At 70.6% G+C, this 15,524-nt stretch carries 12 protein-coding genes; 5 read left to right on the forward strand and 7 right to left on the reverse strand.

Annotation, left to right across the window (positions count from 1 at the left end; genetic code table 11):
- Positions 1-44 precede the first annotated feature (44 nt).
- Positions 45-722: a hemerythrin domain-containing protein gene (locus ACH413_RS19470; RefSeq protein ID WP_360034145.1), complete on the reverse strand. Its 678-nt coding sequence runs from the start codon at positions 720-722 to the stop codon at positions 45-47.
- 50 nt (positions 723-772) lie between these two features.
- On the opposite strand from ACH413_RS19470, the gene ACH413_RS19475 reads away from it, so the two are divergent.
- On the forward strand, positions 773-1,375 hold the full coding sequence (locus ACH413_RS19475) for a TetR/AcrR family transcriptional regulator (RefSeq protein ID WP_360034142.1): 603 nt from the start codon (positions 773-775) through the stop codon (positions 1,373-1,375).
- Here the strand turns inward: ACH413_RS19475 and ACH413_RS19480 are convergent.
- On the reverse strand, positions 1,372-2,436 hold the full coding sequence (locus ACH413_RS19480; protein ID WP_360034139.1) for a class I SAM-dependent methyltransferase: 1,065 nt from the start codon (positions 2,434-2,436) through the stop codon (positions 1,372-1,374). The genes ACH413_RS19475 and ACH413_RS19480 overlap by 4 nt on opposite strands.
- A 95-nt stretch (positions 2,437-2,531) precedes the next feature.
- Here ACH413_RS19480 and ACH413_RS19485 point away from each other — a divergent pair, with 95 nt between their 5' ends.
- The 3 genes from ACH413_RS19485 to ACH413_RS19495 are packed head-to-tail and all read left to right on the forward strand — an operon-like array spanning position 2,532 to position 7,025.
- Positions 2,532-3,380, forward strand: a complete 849-nt coding sequence (locus tag ACH413_RS19485) for a DUF5829 family protein (RefSeq protein ID WP_360034136.1) — start codon at positions 2,532-2,534, stop codon at positions 3,378-3,380.
- A 41-nt stretch (positions 3,381-3,421) separates the two neighbouring features.
- Complete coding sequence (locus ACH413_RS19490) at positions 3,422-6,010, forward strand: LuxR family transcriptional regulator (protein WP_360034133.1); 2,589 nt, start codon at positions 3,422-3,424, stop codon at positions 6,008-6,010.
- A gap of 40 nt (positions 6,011-6,050) precedes the next feature.
- A complete protein-coding gene (locus ACH413_RS19495; RefSeq protein WP_360034130.1) occupies positions 6,051-7,025 on the forward strand; it encodes an alpha/beta hydrolase in 975 nt (324 codons plus the stop codon).
- On the opposite strand, the gene ACH413_RS19500 is transcribed toward ACH413_RS19495, so the two are convergent.
- Both ACH413_RS19500 and ACH413_RS19505 read right to left on the reverse strand, forming a co-directional pair.
- The gene (locus ACH413_RS19500; protein WP_360034127.1) at positions 7,018-8,433 is read right to left on the reverse strand and encodes an amidohydrolase family protein; all 1,416 of its coding nucleotides are present in this window, start codon (positions 8,431-8,433) and stop codon (positions 7,018-7,020) included. The two genes, ACH413_RS19495 and ACH413_RS19500, sit on opposite strands and share 8 nt — an antisense overlap.
- A gap of 75 nt (positions 8,434-8,508) precedes the next feature.
- A complete protein-coding gene (locus ACH413_RS19505; protein WP_360034124.1) occupies positions 8,509-9,456 on the reverse strand; it encodes a substrate-binding domain-containing protein in 948 nt (315 codons plus the stop codon).
- 241 nt (positions 9,457-9,697) lie between these two features.
- Here ACH413_RS19505 and ACH413_RS19510 point away from each other — a divergent pair, with 241 nt between their 5' ends.
- Positions 9,698-11,662: an EAL domain-containing protein gene (locus tag ACH413_RS19510; protein ID WP_360034121.1), complete on the forward strand. Its 1,965-nt coding sequence runs from the start codon at positions 9,698-9,700 to the stop codon at positions 11,660-11,662.
- Here ACH413_RS19510 and ACH413_RS19515 read toward each other — a convergent pair.
- From ACH413_RS19515 to ACH413_RS19525, 3 genes are all read right to left on the reverse strand, one after another.
- Positions 11,649-12,968 (reverse strand): M28 family peptidase, encoded by a 1,320-nt coding sequence (locus ACH413_RS19515; RefSeq protein WP_360034118.1) that lies wholly within the window; start codon positions 12,966-12,968, stop codon positions 11,649-11,651. The genes ACH413_RS19510 and ACH413_RS19515 overlap by 14 nt on opposite strands.
- Positions 12,969-13,033: 65 nt before the next feature.
- Positions 13,034-14,053: a YbaB/EbfC family nucleoid-associated protein gene (locus ACH413_RS19520; RefSeq protein ID WP_360034115.1), complete on the reverse strand. Its 1,020-nt coding sequence runs from the start codon at positions 14,051-14,053 to the stop codon at positions 13,034-13,036.
- A 129-nt stretch (positions 14,054-14,182) separates the two neighbouring features.
- Positions 14,183-15,478 (reverse strand): PepSY domain-containing protein, encoded by a 1,296-nt coding sequence (locus ACH413_RS19525; RefSeq protein ID WP_360034112.1) that lies wholly within the window; start codon positions 15,476-15,478, stop codon positions 14,183-14,185.
- Between the last annotated feature and the right edge of the window lie 46 nt (positions 15,479-15,524).

Consider the following 15,524-nt stretch of genomic DNA (forward strand, 5'->3'; position numbering starts at 1 on the left):
AACCAACTCCTCGACGTCTTAATCGTACAGACTAGTCCGTTCGATTAAGACGTCAAGCGCAGCGCCCGAATGTGTGTCGCATAGCGCTTCCGGCCGACGAAGCGCCACAGCAACCGGGCCGGTGGGGGCAGTTCGTGGAGGAACCAGGCGCGTTCGGGCTCGGTCGCGTCTTCGAGCACCAGTCCCGCGATCGTCAGCTTCGCGGTCAGCGACTTGGGGCCGTGCTTCATCGCGTGCTTCTGGGGCGCGAGCCACTCCGGCACGGTGAGGTGCTCGTGGATGAGCGGCAGGACCGCGTTCTCCTCGAGGTCGAGGTGCTCGGTCAACGTCGGTTCGAGGTCGCGCAACGCCGCCGCGAGCCGGTCGCGTGCAACGGCGCTAGCCGTGCCCGCCCAGTCCGGCAGCACCTGTTCGATCAGGGTGATGGCCTGGGCGATCGCGTCGTGCTGCTTCTCCATGATCGCGATCAGGTCGTGCTCGACCGGGGCGCGCAGGGTCAGCACCGGCCAGAGCAGTTCGTCCTCGGCCTCGTGGTGCCCGTGCAGCATGTCGAGCATCAGCCTGAGGTGGCCGGCGAGCAGTTCGGCGCGGGGGACGTCGCCGGGGGCCACGGCCGCGACCAGGCCTGGGAGCAGGGAGAACTCGCGGCGCATCGCGCGGTGGATGACCTTCATCTGCTGGGTCTCCGGCTTGTCCGCCGGTGCGTTCGGATCGATCGGCATGAATTCATAGTAACGGAGTTACTATGAATGTAGGTCTGTACACTCAATCTGTGGCGAAGCAGACCTACACCTCGGCCGTCCGGGCGGCCGCGGCCCGCGAGACCCGTGCCGCGATCCTGCGCGCGGCGGGAAAGCTGTTCGCGGAGCAGGGTTTCGCGCAGACGACGGTGGCGGGCATCGCCAAGCAGGCGGGCGTCGCGCTGAACACCGTCTACACGAGCGTGGGCGGCAAACCCGCGTTGATCGAGGCGCTGGTCGAGGACAGCACGGGCGACGAGCACATCGACGAGTCGTTGAAGGGCGTCTTCGCCGCCGACGACCCCCGGCTGGTGCTGCGCCTGCTCGCCGAGGGCACCGCGGAGTCGACCAGGCGGCACGAACAGGTGCTCAACCTGCTGTTCGACAACATCACCGCCGATCCCGTGGTGGCCACGGCGGCCTCGCGCGCCGTCGAGCGCTACCGCGAGAGGCTGGGGCGCGTCGCCGATCACCTCGTGGCACTGGGCGTGCGCACCGATCGGGAGCGGACCGAGCAGATCCTGTGGTTCTACTTCGGCCGGGGCGGCTGGCGGACCGTGCGCGAACTCGGCTGGGACTGGACCGAGGGCGCCGGCTGGCTGGCGGACCAGGCCGGCGCCGCTCTGCTGTCCTAGAACATCGTGCGCAGGAAGGCGGGCCCGCCCTCCTCGGCGTTCAGTCCTTTCTCGACGAACGCGATGTTGTGGTGGAACGAGATCCCGCTGATGTTGCGCTCCAGGTAGGAACCCTCGCCGCGCGGGTCGCGCACCTCCGCCTGGTTCAGACCGTCCACGAAGGACTTGAGCATCCCCATCGACGTGCCAGCGGCCGCCTCGGGATGGCCGCCCCAGCTCGGCCAGTACGCGGTCTGCAGGTCCTCCACGACGTAGAGCCCGCCCGCGCGAACGTGCGGGAACAGCGCGTGGAACGAGGTTCGCACGTGCTCGTTGAGGTGGCTGCCGTCGTCGATGACCACGTCGAACGGGCCGAGCTCACGGCCAAGCGAGTCGAGGAACTCCGCGTCGGACTGGTCGCCCAGCACGGTCATGATCCGCGGGCCGCTGACGTTCTTGCGCGCGATGTCCAGGCCGTGCACGAGGCCGCGCCGGAAGTACCGCTGCCACATCCGCAACGAGCCACCGCCGCGGTCAGGGTCGTCGTAGCCGCCGATGCCGATCTCCAGCACCCGCACGGGTTCGGTGCGCAGGCGGGCGAAGTGGCGGTCGTAGTGCTGCGTGTACCAGTGCAGGTCGCCCCACTTGTCCGAGCCGTGCTCCACGGCGAGCTCGCCCAGGTCCCGGTGGGTGGGCCTGAGCGCGGACAGCAGCTCCTGAACGGACTCCGCGAGGCCCTTGCGGTCCTGGAACCACCCGCTGATCCCGCGCTCGTCGAGATCGGGATCCGGGGTCGTCACGGCGAGACTCGGCCACGGGCGTTCGTCGGTGCCGTAGAGGCCGCGCACGGCGTCGGCGAGATCGAGCGTGATCACGACCTCCGCGTCCGGGCACAGGTGACGGGTCGTGCGGCCGTCGAAGCCGAGGTCGAGCCGGACGTCGTGCTCGCCGATCTCCCGCAGGACCTCCCCGGCGACGGCCTCGGGGGTGAGCCTGCGGATCGTGTCGTCCAGCAGATCGCGGCCGGCGGTGGCGGCCTGCAGCAGCGGGGCGAGAACCGTCCACCGTTCGGTGTCGAACACTGAGGTCCCTTCGTCTGGCTTGAGTCCGGCTTGAGCATGTCCGTTTTAGGATCGAACGCATGGGGATCCGACGAGTGTTGAGCATGGTTTTGGCCGTGGGTCTGGTTGTGTCTGGTGCGGGATCGGCACAAGCGGGAGAGCGGCAGTTGTTGTACTACAACCACGCATGGGGAACGCTTGATCGCGCCACAGCGGACGCGGTCGAGCACTCTCGTTACCTCAGGCAGTTCGCGGATTTCGAGGTCAGGACCACGACCGGCGCGGACGGCAAGGTCTGGACAGGCCGTTACCTGCGCGGCCGCGAGACCTACCTGGAGGTCTTCGGCATCGGTGACGTGCCGGGCCAGGACGGCGAACTGGGCGCCGCCGGCCTCGGGCTCTCGACCGAGCACGACGGTGACGTCGAGAAGCTCAAGGCGAAGCTGGTCGCCGCGGGCGAGAAGCCGAACGACTTCCTGCAGACCCGCGACTTCGGCGACGGCAAGCCCGTGCCGTGGTTCGACGGCCTGTTCCTGAACGAGACGTACGAGAAGTTCGGCGCCTGGGCCATGGAGTACCGCGACGAGTACCTCAGCGACCCGCGCAGCAACGTGGGGCCCGCGAAGTTCCCCGGCGACGTCACGCGTGAGCGGTACCTGCCGGACGCGTACAAGGACAGGGTGATGCGCGACATCACACTCATCCGCATCGCCGTCACGGCCTCGGACCTGGCGGACACCCTGCCGCTGCTGCGGGCGGGCGGCTTCTCGCTGCGCACCGATCCGGGCTCGGTCGTGGCCTCGCGCGGCGGCACCACGATCCGCTTCGACGAGGCGCCGGTGGGGCGGACCGGGCTCCAGCGCGTCGAGTTCGACCTCAACCGGCCGACCGCACGGCACGTCGAGAAGCTGGGCACGTCCACGCTGGTCGTGGGTCCGGGCAAGCGCGCGGTCTGGACTTTCTGACACCCTGGTCCAGAAGGACCAACGAACGGGGTGTCGGGCGGGTGTCACTGGTCGGGCGGGATCGGGAACGGGAACGGCTGGTAGCGCTGGCGGACTCCGGCGGGTCGCTGCTGGTCGTCGGTGAGCCCGGCGTGGGCAAGTCGGCCCTGCTGTCCTGCCTCGACGGTCACCGGGTCGCGGGCGTCGAGGCCGAGCAGGACATGCCGTACGCCGGACTGCACCAGGTCCTGCACCCGTTCCTCGCACTGTCCACTTCGTCCGGTGTGCGGCGCGCCGCGCTGGAAGTCGTTCTGGGACTCGCCGACGGCCCGGCGCCACCCGTGCACCTCGTCGGGCTCGCCGCGCTGGAGTTGCTGGGCACGGCGCGGCCCGTCGTCCTGGTCGACGACGCGCACTGGCTGGACCAGGCGAGCCAGGACGTCCTCGGGTTCGTGGCGCGCCGCCTCACCGGTGCCGCACTGGTTCTCGCCGCCCGGACGCCCGTTTTCGAAGGCGTGCCGACGCTTTCCTTGGCACCGCTGGATTCTCCGGAGGCCTGCGCGGTGCTCGACGCGGCCGCGCCCGGCCTGGATCCCGAACGCCGCTCGTGGGTGCTCGCCCAGGCGGCCGGGAACCCGTTGGCGCTCACCGAACTCCCGTTCGGCGGCAACTCCCTGGAGGAGACCTTCGCCGCCCGTGCCTCGACCCTGCCCGCCGACGTGCGGGCGTCGTTGCTCGACCTGGCGCTCGGCGGTGCGTCCTCCGCGGATCTCGCCCCGGCCGTCGAGGCCAGGCTGGTCGACCGGGACGGCGCGTTCCGGCACCCGTTGATCAGGTCGGCGATCGCCGGTGCCGCAGGCCTTTCCGAACGCCAGGAGGCTCATCGCCGGCTCGCCTGGGCCACCGACGAGCCCGACCGGCGGGCGTGGCACCTGGCCGGCGCCGCGACCGGTGCCGACGAGAACGTGGCCTGCCTGCTGGAGAAGACGGCCGACCGCGCGCTCCGGCGTGGCGGCGCGGTGGCGGCCGTTCACGCGCTGGAACGCGCTGCGGCTCTTGGGGATGTCGGTGAGCGCGCCCGGCGGTTGTTGCGGGCGGCCGAGCTGGCGGCGGAGGCGGGACGGCGCGACGACGTCGAGCGCATCCTGCTGGACGTGCGCGGCCTGGACCTCACGGCACGGGAGCGCGCGCTCGTGACGTGGCTGCCCACCGCGTTCGACGACGGCGTGAGCGAAGGTGTGGCGGGCCCCGGCGAACTGGTCGGGCTGGCCGAGTCCGTGGTGGCCGGCGGTGACGTCGAACTGGGCATGCGGATCTTCTGGAGCGTCGCGATGCGGTGCTTCTGGGTGGAGCCGGGGGCGGCCGTGCGGGAGCGGATCGCGGCGGTGGCGCGGCGGCTGCCGATCGACCCGCGCGACCCGCGGATGCTGGCGACGACGGCCTACGTGTGCCCGGTGCAGCAAGGAGACTCGGTGGTCGCCGGGCTGCGTGCGGCCCGAGGTGGGCTGGAGACGGCGGCAACGGCCGCGAGGCGAAAGGCTGGATCGGAGGCAGAGGCCGCGGCCGAGAGGCGGGGCGCGATGGCCGACGATCCCGCCACCCTCCGCCTGCTCGGCAGCGCCGCCCTCCAGGTCGGCGCGTTCGCCGACTCCGTCCGGTTCTCCCTTGCCGCCCAACGGGACTTCCGCGCTCAAGGCCAGTTCGGACTTCTGGCCAGAGCCCTCGCCGTCGAGGCCTGGAGCCGGACCCGCCTGGGCGACATCGCCGCCGCCGAACCCGCCGCCGAGGAAGCCGCCCGCCTGGCCGAGGAGACCGGCCAGCCGTACATGCGCGGACTGGCCGCCGCCGTCCAGGCCGAGATCGCGGCCCTGCGCGGCGAGTACGAGCGGTCGGCCGAGCTGGCGGCTCAGGCCGAACGGATCGGGCTTGCGGCGGGCGCCCGGCCCGTCCTCGCCACCGTGCAGCTGGCCAGGAGCCTGGCCGCGCTCGGGGAGGGCCGCTACGCCGACGCGTTCGCCGCCGTCCGCCGCGTCCACGACCCGTCCGATCCCGCCTACCAACTGGCGTTGCGCCGGTACGTGCTGCCCGAACTGGCCGAGGCCGCTACCCGCAGCGGCAACGCCGACGAGGCCGCCAAGATCGTGCAGGAGCTGGACACCGCGACCAGTTCGCCCGCGTTGGCGGCCGGGCTGAGGTACGCGCGGGCGCTTCTGGCCGCGGACGACGAGGCCGAGGCGTTGTTCGAGGCGGCGCTCGACACCGGCAGCTCGCCGTGGGACCGGGCGCGCGTGCAGCTGGCGTTCGGCGCGTGGTTGCGCCGGCAACGGCGGGCGGCTCAGGCCCGGCCGCACCTCAAGGCGGCCGCGGAGGCGTTCGAGGCGTTCGGCACCAGGGACTGGGCGGAACGCGCCCGCGAGGAACTGCGGGCGTCCGGCGAGTCGCGGGGTGGCAACGGCGAGCTGACCGAGCACGAACTGACCATCGCGCGCATGGCGGCGGACGGGCTGACGAACAAGGAGATCGGCGAGCGACTGCACCTGTCGCACCGCACGGTCAGCACGCATCTGCACCGGATCTTCCCGAAACTCGGGGTCACCGCACGCGCCGAGCTGAAGGAAGCGCTCATGACGTACTCCGACACCGTCACCTGACGCTCGCGAGCACCCACCCGACGCCCCTAGCGTCGACGTCATGATCAGCAGGCGACAGTTCTCCCAGGCACTGGCCGTGGCCGGCATCGCGGCACCCCTCCTCACCGCGACCGCGCACGCCTCGCAGCCGTCCTGGGGCCCGATCAAGCAGGTCAGGGCAGGTCTGCTCGACATCGGCTACGCGGAGATGGGCCCGGCGGACGGCCCGGTCACGATCCTGCTGCACGGCTGGCCGTACGACATCCACAGCTACGTCGACGTCGCCCCTGCCCTCGCGGCGAAGGGTCACCGCGTCCTCATCCCGTACCTGCGCGGCTACGGCCCCACCCGGTTCCTGCACGCGCACACGACCCGCAACGGCCAGCAGTCGGCGCTGGGCGCGGACGTCATCGCGTTCATGGACGCCCTGAAGATCCGCAAGGCGACGGTGGCCGGGTTCGACTGGGGCGCGCGGACGGCGTGCATCGTCGCGGCGCTGTGGCCGGAACGGGTCAGGGCGCTCGTCTCGGTCAGCGGCTACCTGGTCGTCAACCTCCAGCAGAACCAGGAACCGCTGTCCCCGCAGGCGGAACTGGGCTGGTGGTACCAGTACTACTTCGCGACCGACCGCGGCGTGAAGGGCTACGAGCAGAACTCCTACGAGTTCAACAAGCTGATCTGGAAGATCGCCTCCCCGCAGTGGAACTTCGACGAGGCCACCTACGCCCAGAGCGCCACGGCGTGGAAGAACCCCGACCACGTCGCGATCGTCATCCACAACTACCGCTGGCGGCTGCAGCTCGCACAGGGTGAGCACCGCTACGACGGGCTCGAACGCAAGCTGCAGGCCAGGCCGGTGATCAGCGTGCCGACGATCACCATCGCCAGCGACTTCGACGGCCCCAACAAGGACGGCATGGCGTACCGCAAGCAGTTCAGCGGCCGCTACGAGCACCGGATCCTCGACGGCATCGGGCACAACGTGCCGCAGGAGGCCCCGGAGGCGTTCACCAAGGCGGTCCTCGACATCAGCTAGGCGGCGTGAGGATCCCACCGGCGGACGTGCGGATGCGCAGCGAGGAAGCCTTCGCGTCCCGCACGATCCGGTCGACGTCGTAGGCCACCAACCGGCCGCCGCGCTTGATGATCCGGCCGTCCGAGAACACCGTGTCAACGTTGGCAGCTGTCGCCGCCTGCACCAGCGTCGTCTCGAACAACCCGCCCGGCGCGAGGTTGATGTCGTTGGCACGCACCAGGATCACGTCCGCGCGCTTGCCGACGGTGATCGACCCGGTGACGTCCCCGAGTCCCAGCGCGCGGGCGCCGTTCAGGGTCGCCATCTCGAGCACGTCGGAGAACCCGACCTCGGGCAGGCCGGCGGAAGGCGTGCCGGACCAGGGGATTCCGGTGTTCCAGACGAGCCTCATCGCCTCGAACATGTCCGACGGCGCGATCGACGTGGCGTCCGAGGACAACGACACCGGCACCCCGGCCCTGCGGAACCGCAGCAGCGCGTCGCGCGGATCGCCCCCGGTGCCCAGCCGGAACTCCGAATGCGGCGCCCACGACAACGGTGTCCCGGTGCGCGCCATGATCTCCATGTCGCTGTCCAGCGCCGTGACGTAGTGGCACAACAGGGTGCGCGGACCGAGCCAGCCCCGGCGTTCGTAGTCCGCCGCGTCCACGGTCCGCGGTGGCGCCTGACCGGCGTGGATCGCGACCGGCAGACCTCGTGCCAGCACGGCGTCCATGTCCGCGAAGAACGCCGGTTCGGTGCTCTGCGACAGCCCGCGCACGCAGACGCCCAGGTGCACCAGCCCGTCGAACGCCGTGCCGCCCGCGAAGTACTGCTGCCGCACGCGATCCACGTCCGTCAGGTCCATCGGCAGGTCGCGCGGCATCTGGTCGACGTGGCCGTAGGAGAACCGGGCGCGCAGCAGTCCGTCGCGGTGTGCGCGCAGTTCGGCGTCGGCGTGCGCGGGGGAGCGGGTGTTGTTGGACCAGTTGTGCACGGTGGTCACGCCCGCGTTCGCCAGCTCCGCGAGCCCGAGCAGGACGCTGCGGTGGACGTCCTTCGCCTCGTACAGCGTGGAAGTCGCCCGTTTCGCCGCGAAGTACGGGAAACCGTCGGCCACGAAGTTGCGGCCCAGCGCGCTCCACATGTGGTGGTGGGTGTTGACGAAGCCGGGCAGGACGATCATGTCGGTCGCGTCGACGATCTTCGCGCCCCTTGCGTCCAGGCCCGGCCCGACACCTAGGATCCGGCCGTTGTCGATCAGGACGTCCGCGCGAGGCAGCACCCCGAGCGCCTCGTCGACGGTGACGACGGCGCCGCCGCGGATCAGGTACCGCCCGCGTCGTGTGTCAGTGGATTCAGCACTGGCCACGCCACCAGTGGCCGGCACGGCCAGAGCCGCGCCCAGGAGTGTCCTTCGGTTGATCATGCGGCCTCCAATGCAGGGAGAGCCGACATGCTCGCCGACCGTCAGAGGCCTGTCACGGGAGTTGCGCCGCCCGGCTCAGCGCGTCTGGTCGAGTGGACGCAGGTGCTTGTCCGGCGCGGTGGTCAGCTCGTCGAGCTGCGGCCGTGCGGCGTCCAGCCGGTTCGACTCGCTCGACTGGCGGCGGATGATCTCGTCCACGTTGGACGCCTGCACGAGCAGTCCGGGCGCGACGAGCCAGCCCTCCGGCAGCGCCCTGCCCTGGGTGGCGTGCTTCGCCAGCAGCCACCCGCCGACCGCGCCTTTGAGGAAGTGCTCGGCGGACACCGTGGCGAACAGGTGCCCGTCCTTGACGCCCTGCAACGCCTTCGGGTCCAGGCTGAACGCCGCGGCCAGCCACTTCGCGTCCTTCGCGGCGTGCACGGCGGCGAGGTTGATCGCGTCCACGTCACCCGCGCCCAGCAACGCGACGGCGTCGGAGTTGGCGTCGGCCAGCCGTTGCCAGGTGGCGAGGTTCGCCGGCTGGTCGCGGCCGGTGTCGAGCGGGCCGATGACCTGGACCTTCGGCAACCGTTCCGCGAGCCGTTCGCGCAGGCCCAGCGCCCGCAGGTCCAGTGCGGGCATCGCGGGGGAGTTGCTGCCGATGACGATCTTGCCCGTGCTGTCCGGCGGCAACCGCTCGGCCGTCGCGTCGGCGAGCCGGCGACCGAGCTCGTAGTTGTCGTTCTCGATCATCAGCTTCGCCCCGCTGCCCGGCGCGACCTGGCCTCCCGCGACCGCGATCAGGGGGATGCCCTCGGCGATCACCTGCGCCATCGGCTCGGCCACCAGTTCGGGCGCCACCGCGGACACCCCGATCCCGCCCTTGGCCCGCGTCGCGAGGCCGCGGAGCAGTTCGGCCTGCTTGAGACCGTCGTGCGTGTCCGGTCCGGTCGTCTCGGTCCTGACCCCGCCGGCGATGGTCGCGCCCGCCCGGAAACCCTCGCTCATCTCCCTGGAGAAGTCGCGGCTGGTGTTCTGGGACACGAATCCGATCGTGGGCGGGTCATCGGACGTCTGTTCCCCACCGCATCCGCTCACCCCTGCCGTCAGCAGTAAAACAGCAGGTAGAGCGATGTGGGTGAGGCGAACCACGGAGACGTCCTGTCAGTCGGCCGGTAGAAGGCGAGAAGGCTAGTGCACGGCGGCACGAGGTGTCGGCTTGCGTGCGATCCTTTGGCTGCGTACCAATAGCACCTTCGCAAGGACGCGACGTGAGGCTTTGTAGATGCTGTCCAACTGGGTCGAGACTCGCACGACCGTGCAGACGACCGTCGTCAGCCTGACGATCGGCCTCGCCACGCTGGCGGGCCTCGCGCTGTGGACGAACCTCAGCATGCAGCGCGCCGCCACGCACCTGCACGAGCTGAACGAGACCAGCGACCGCTGGGGCCTGGTCGTGCAGAACGTCGACGTCGCCGACCACGCCCTCACCGACTACCTCAGATCCGGCACACCGGTGATGAGCCAGCCCGTCGCGACCGCCGCCGGTGCCGCCGACGAGAGCCTGCGCTGGCTGCGCGACCACGGCGCTCCGGCCGACGTCCGCGCGGCCAGGATCGTCGGCGACCTCTACGGCGACTACAGCGGACTGCTGCGCGAGACGGTCGCGGAGGGCGATCGCGGTGACACCACGGCCGCGTTGCAGAAGGCGGACCAGGCCGAGCTGACGCTGGCGTCGTTGCGCAAACAGCTCTCCACGGTCGTGCAGCTCAAACGCCTGGAGACGACCGACTACCTGCGTGCGGCGGAAATGCAGAACGGCAACCTCCGCATCGCCGCCCTCGTCGCGTTCCTCATCGACTTGGGACTGGTGGGGCTGTGCAGCCTCGTGCTGCTCGGCCACCGCCGCAAGATCCTCCGCCAGGCCGCCAGGAGCGAGCACGAGGCGATGCACGACGCGTTGACCGGCCTGGCCAACCGCACGCTGCTGACCCAGCGCACCGCGCAGGCGATCCGCCGCAGCAACCAGACGGGCGACCCGCTCGGCCTGTTCCTGATCGACCTCAACCGCTTCAAACCGATCAACGACACCCTCGGCCACGCGTTCGGCGACAAGCTGCTGCAACTGGTCGCCAACCGGCTGACCGGCGCCGTCCGCGACGTCGACACCGTGGCCAGGCTGGGCGGCGACGAGTTCGCGGTCCTGCTGCCGTCGGTGAGCACGTCCGACAACGCGCTGATCGTCGCCGAACGCGTGCACCGCGCGCTGGACGAAGCCGTTGACCTGGAAGGACTTTCGGTCGACGTCGGGTGCAGCATCGGCATCGCGCTGTACCCGACCGACTCCGCCGACGCGCACGAACTGCTCAAGCACGCCGACATCGCGATGTACGCGGCCAAGCGCGGCCGCCTCGGCACGTCCGTCTACGAGCCGGGCCTCGACGAGCACCACGCCGCCCAGCTCACCGTGATCAGCGACCTGCGCCGCGCCCTCGACCAGTGCGAGCTCGTCCTGCACTACCAGCCGAAAGCCGACCTGCGCAGCGGCGAGGTCTGCGGCGCCGAGGTCCTGTGCCGCTGGCAGCACCCGGCGCACGGCCTGCTGGGCCCGGACAGGTTCATCCCGGCCGCCGAGGAGACCGGCCTGATCGAACCGCTCACGCAGTACGTGCTCGACCACGCGCTCGCCCAGTGCCAGGCCTGGCACCTCGCCGGCTGGGACGTCCCGATCTCGGTCAACGTGGGCGCGCAGTGCCTGCACGACATGACGTTCCCCGAACAGGTCGCCGCCGCGCTCAAGCACCACGGCCTCGACGCCGCCGTGCTCACACTGGAGATCACCGAAAGCGCGATCATCGCCGACCCGCACCGCGCGACCGACGTGCTGACCCGCCTGCGGGAACTGGGCGTGCGGCTGTCCATCGACGACTTCGGCACCGGCTACTCGTCCATCGCCTACCTGCGCACGATGCCGGTGCACGAGATGAAGATCGACCGCTCGTTCACCACGAACATGCGCACGGACGCGTCCAGCGGCGCGATCACCCGCTCGTTGCTCGGTCTCGCGCACAACCTGGAGCTGGAGGTCGTGGCCGAGGGCGTCGAGGACGAGGAGACGTGGGCCGTCCTCGCCGCCCTGGGCTGCGACATCGTGCAGGGCTACTGCCTGAGCAAACCGTTGCCGGCGGACGAGTTCGTCACGTGGCTGCGCGAACGAACGCTGGCGGAGCTCGTCGTCACCGCTGACTAGCGAGCTTGTAGGCCGCCGCCCCGATCAGCTCCAGCGACACCTGCAACCGTTCCAGGCTGATGTTGGCGCGGATCGTGTCCTCCGGCGTGTGGTAGATCGGCTCCAGCTGCGCCGGTCCGCCCTCGCCGCGCCAGCTGAAGTTCGCCGACGCCAGGCCCTTCTCGTGGAACGGCACGTGGTCGCTCGACCCGCGCGCCACCGGTCCGTGCACCCGCGGGTCGTAGCCGAGCCGCCCGGCCGCGGCACGGACGTTGGCCGTCGTCGCGTTGTCGGCGCCGTCCACGGACAGCAGCCAGTAGGCCGTCGCCGGGTCGTGGCTGGTGGCGACCATGTCGTTCTGGAACACGCCCTTGATCCTGGCGATCTCCTCGGGCGGGAGCTGCGAGACGTAGTGCCGTGACCCGAGCAGTCCCTGCTCCTCCGAACCCCACAGCGCGAATCGCAGCGCTTTGTTCGTTGGCAGGTAACGCAGAACGCGTGCCAGCTCCAGGCACAGGACCGTGCCGCTGCCGTCGTCGTTGGCGCCCGGCGAGCCCGGCACGGTGTCGTAGTGCGCGGTGACCATCACGACCCCGTTGTCGCGCCACGGGAACGTCGACGGCCGGTCCGCGATCACGTTGTAGGACGTGAGGTTCGGGTGGTGGACCGTGCTGATCGTCAGCTCGCCGGTGCCCTGGGCGCGCAGCTTCTCGGTGTGCACCTGGGCGAGACCGATCACCGGCACGGCGACGTCGCGGTCGAGCGTGGGGGAGAAGGCGCTGGACTTGCTGGCCGTCGCGGAGATCCGGCCGAGGACGACCGCCACCGCGCCGCGCTCGATCGCCGCGTGCGTGGGCGCGGAGCCGGCGGGAGCGTTGACGTAGAACGCGATCTTGCCGGTCAGATCCGGCAACTGGCCGTCGACGACCTCGACGAACGGCGCCTTGACCGTGACGCCGAGACTGCCGAACCGGGAGGCGCCCGCCTGCCACTCGCCGTTGACGTCGGCGAGGTACTTGTCCGGCACGGTGAACGGCTGCGTCGTCACCTGGTACCGCAACGCCTTGAGCTCGCGGACGAGGTAGTCGCGCGCCCGGTGCTCGGACGCGGTGCCGCCGATGCGCGGCCCGATCTTGTCGCTGAGCACCTTGAGGTGTTCGAGCGCGTTGCGGGCCCGAACCCTTGCCACGACGGGGAAATCGCCGAGGTTCAGGTCCGGCAGGTGCGAGGCGCCCGGCCGTTGCTCCGTGGCCGCGAGCGCGCTCGCGGGATTGGCCACCACGGCGGCCACCCCGGCCGCCGCCGCGAAGAAGTCACGTCTGCGCAAGTCGTCCCCCATCTCCGAAGTTCCCAGGCCGAACGTATGCAGGGCGGCGGGGGCGGGACAAGCGACTAGTGGCTGGCTTTCACCATGTGGTCGTCGGAGTGCTCGATGACCAGGTCCTGCACCTGTTTGCGCGCGTCCGCCCGCGCCTTCTGGACGCACGCCATCAGTTGCGCGGCGAGCACTTCCGGTTCGAGCTCGCGGACCTCGGGGCTCAGCATGATGCCCGTCGTGAGGCCGTTCGAGTCGACGGTGACGCTGATGCCGCCGCGGGTGGCCTCGCCGCTGACCGCCGCGAGCAGCCCGACCAGGTCGAGGTAGCGGCGCTGCTCGCGTTCGGCGGTGGCGTCGCGGCGCTCCTCCCACCACGAGATCCGGCGGCGCAACAACGCCTGCGCGGTCGCCGGGTCGGCCACGGGAATCGTCCACGAGCCGGACGCGGTGTGCAGCGCGATGGCGTTCGCCTGCGCCGTCACGCGGAGGATGCGGGCGAACGAGACCCCGGCGTCGACGCGGGAACCGCGCCGAGTGGTCCAGTCGACGCGGTCGGTGCCGATCAGCACGCGTGCCCCGTCGCCGACCAGCACGAGCGGGAACGCGGTCGAGCCGAGTTCGAGAACAGGGGAGGAGAGCAGCGAACGATGGGCCAGCCGGGCGAGTGCGCTCGCGGACCCCGCGCCGAGCACTCCGGCCGCGCACAACGCCTTCACCGCGAGCGCCGCACCCGGACTGAGCCGCAACGCGATGCCCGAGCCCGGCAGGACGCCGAGCACGAGCTGCGCCGAGGTCATCAGGGTGGTGGCGGGCAGCCACGAGTGCGGGTCGCTCAACCCGTTGCGCCGCAACCAGGTCAGCAACGCCCACGCGCACGCCGCCGCCGCGACGGCCGGAATCGCCGACCACCACGGCATGATCCGCTGCCCGGCCGAGGTCATTCCAGCGAGCACGATGCAGACGATGCCGATGGCGACCGGCAGGACACCGGCGGAGAGCAGGAGCAACGTCCTCGTGCGGCGCCAGCGCGAGGCCAGCGCGTGCACGACCTGAGGATCGTTGATCAGGGGGATGGCGTGGGGAATGAGAGTCATTCGGGCACCCCTCGTCAGCTCTCCGCCGCCACCTCGTGTGACGTGCGGGCCGACCAGACTTCCCGGCTCACCTGGCCATTAATATGCCGTAAATGTCCAGATCAGGCAAGCCTTGTCCACAATGGACGGTCAGGAGGTCGTCGCTTTGGCCCTCCTGCCGAGCAGCACGTCGACTGCCAGGAAGACCACCAGACTGACCCCGAGCAACGGCACGAACCAGCCGACGAGCAGCGTCGCGAGGCCGAGCCCGACCAACGCGCCGGGCGGTGCCTTGCGCCACTGGCCGCGCGGCGTCGGACGGCCGAACCCGCTGGTGGGCCTGCGCTTCCACCACATGCGGTAGCCGAGCGCGACCAGCGCGACCAGCCCGCCGCCGACGAGCAGCAGCAGGAGCTGGTTGGGCCACCCGAACAGCACGCCCATGTGCGCGTCGATGCCCCACCTCGTGAGCTTCGCGCCCAGTGGGAAGTCGGCGAACTTGAGCGAACTGACCACCTCGCCGCCGTGCACCGCGACGGAGTCACCCTGGCTGGGCAGGCCCTTCTCGATCTCGGCCACCTTCCAGGCGCCGCCGGACTCCGCGGGCAGGCTGATCTCGATCGACTTCGCGTCGATGCCCGAGGTCTTCGCGGCACCGAGCACGGTGTCGATCTCGCTGTGACCACCGGCGGACGAGGTGCTCGAACCGTGGTCGCCGTGGCTCTCGCCGGCGCCGGGCATCTGCAACGTCGGCGTGGACCAGCCGATGGCCGTGCGCAGCATGGCGACGTTCTCGCCGGCGTAGGCCGACCACGTGAGACCCGTGGCGGACAGGAACAACGCGCCGGCCAGCACCCAGACGCCGATCAGTCCGTGCGTCTTGATGCGCTTGCTGTTGCGTGCCCGGGAGATCCACAGGACCAGCCCGCCCAGCGCGACGACCCACAGCCAGGAGGCGGCGAGTTCGCTGTAGAGGCGGCCGGGTTCGCCGAGCATCAGGTTGCGGTGCAACTGATCGAGCGTCGTGCGCAGAGGTAGCACGCCGCTCGACCCGTAGACGACGAGATCGCCCGTCACGCGTCCGGTGCCGGGATCGACGAAGACCGCACGGCGTTCGGACTCGCCCAGACCCTTCTCGGAGAACAGGACCCTCGTCGTGGCACCGGGTTCCGGAGCCGGCCGGACCGCGACGAGCTCGCCCTGGGGTGAGGTCGCGAGCGCGGCGTCGACCTGCTTGGACAGCGGGAGTTGTTGCGAGGAGGCGGGAACGCTGAGCTGGTCGGAGTAGACCCACGACTCCAGTTGTGGTGTCAGGGCGTAGAGCACGCCGGTCAGCGCGGCGATCAGGACGAACGGGCCGACGAGCACGCCGGCGTAGAAGTGCAGGCGCAGGAAGAGTCCCCGCCACGCGAACGATGTGCGTGACGGAGCGGCTGTGGTGGTCATGGCGCTCCTGGATGGGCGTGAACAGGGGCAGGACCGCTCGGGGAGC

The organism is Lentzea sp. NPDC020367 (genome assembly GCF_044387305.1).
In the GTDB taxonomy this organism is placed as follows: domain Bacteria; phylum Actinomycetota; class Actinomycetes; order Mycobacteriales; family Pseudonocardiaceae; genus Lentzea.